Below are 533 nucleotides of genomic sequence, written 5' to 3'. Positions count from 1 at the left end.
ACACGAAGGGCTCGAAACCCAGAATGCGCGCGGCTTGTGCGCGTTTCAGCGCGTCCACCGAGTGGTACAGCTCGATTTTGGCTTCTTCCACCCGTAGCCCCGCCTGATTGCGGGCGCAGCTGGTAAAAAGCACCGCGTCTTTGCCCCGCAGCGACCTGCCGACCGCGACCTCCATTTCGCCGTCCTTGAACCGGACGGGTTCCAGCACGTCAACGCCGTCAATTCCCTCCGCAATATGCTGAAACGCGGGGACTTTCCGCAGCCGCTCCGCGACCGCGAGCGCATAGTCATGCATTGACTGCGTGGCGGTTATGACGAATTCATTCGCTCTGCTCATGCCGAGCCTCCGTGGCGCACAGCATAGCACAGCCCCGCCGACGGCGCAAGGCGGGGAGGCTTCCGTCTTTCCGCCGTTTCCGCTATGCTGTGCCGTATCCGGAGGGGCATATATGACGGTTACGCAGGCGCTGCTGCTGGGCTTGCTGCAAGGGGTTACGGAGTTCCTGCCGGTTTCGAGTTCCGGGCACCTTGCG

General features: G+C 62.9%; 2 protein-coding genes. One reads left to right on the top strand and one right to left on the bottom strand.

Annotation, left to right across the window (positions count from 1 at the left end):
• Positions 1-337: ribose-phosphate pyrophosphokinase-like domain-containing protein (locus tag AWU74_RS07770; RefSeq protein WP_162505056.1), on the bottom strand; the 337-nt coding region annotated here is incomplete at its 3' end.
• On the opposite strand from AWU74_RS07770, the gene AWU74_RS12890 reads away from it, so the two are divergent.
• Positions 312-533 (top strand): undecaprenyl-diphosphate phosphatase (locus AWU74_RS12890; RefSeq protein WP_238580254.1); only part of this gene is annotated, 222 nt, incomplete at its 3' end. The two genes, AWU74_RS07770 and AWU74_RS12890, sit on opposite strands and share 26 nt — an antisense overlap.

Source organism: Treponema endosymbiont of Eucomonympha sp., assembly GCF_001028545.1.
This window is presented reverse-complemented; position numbering and strand designations above follow the sequence as displayed.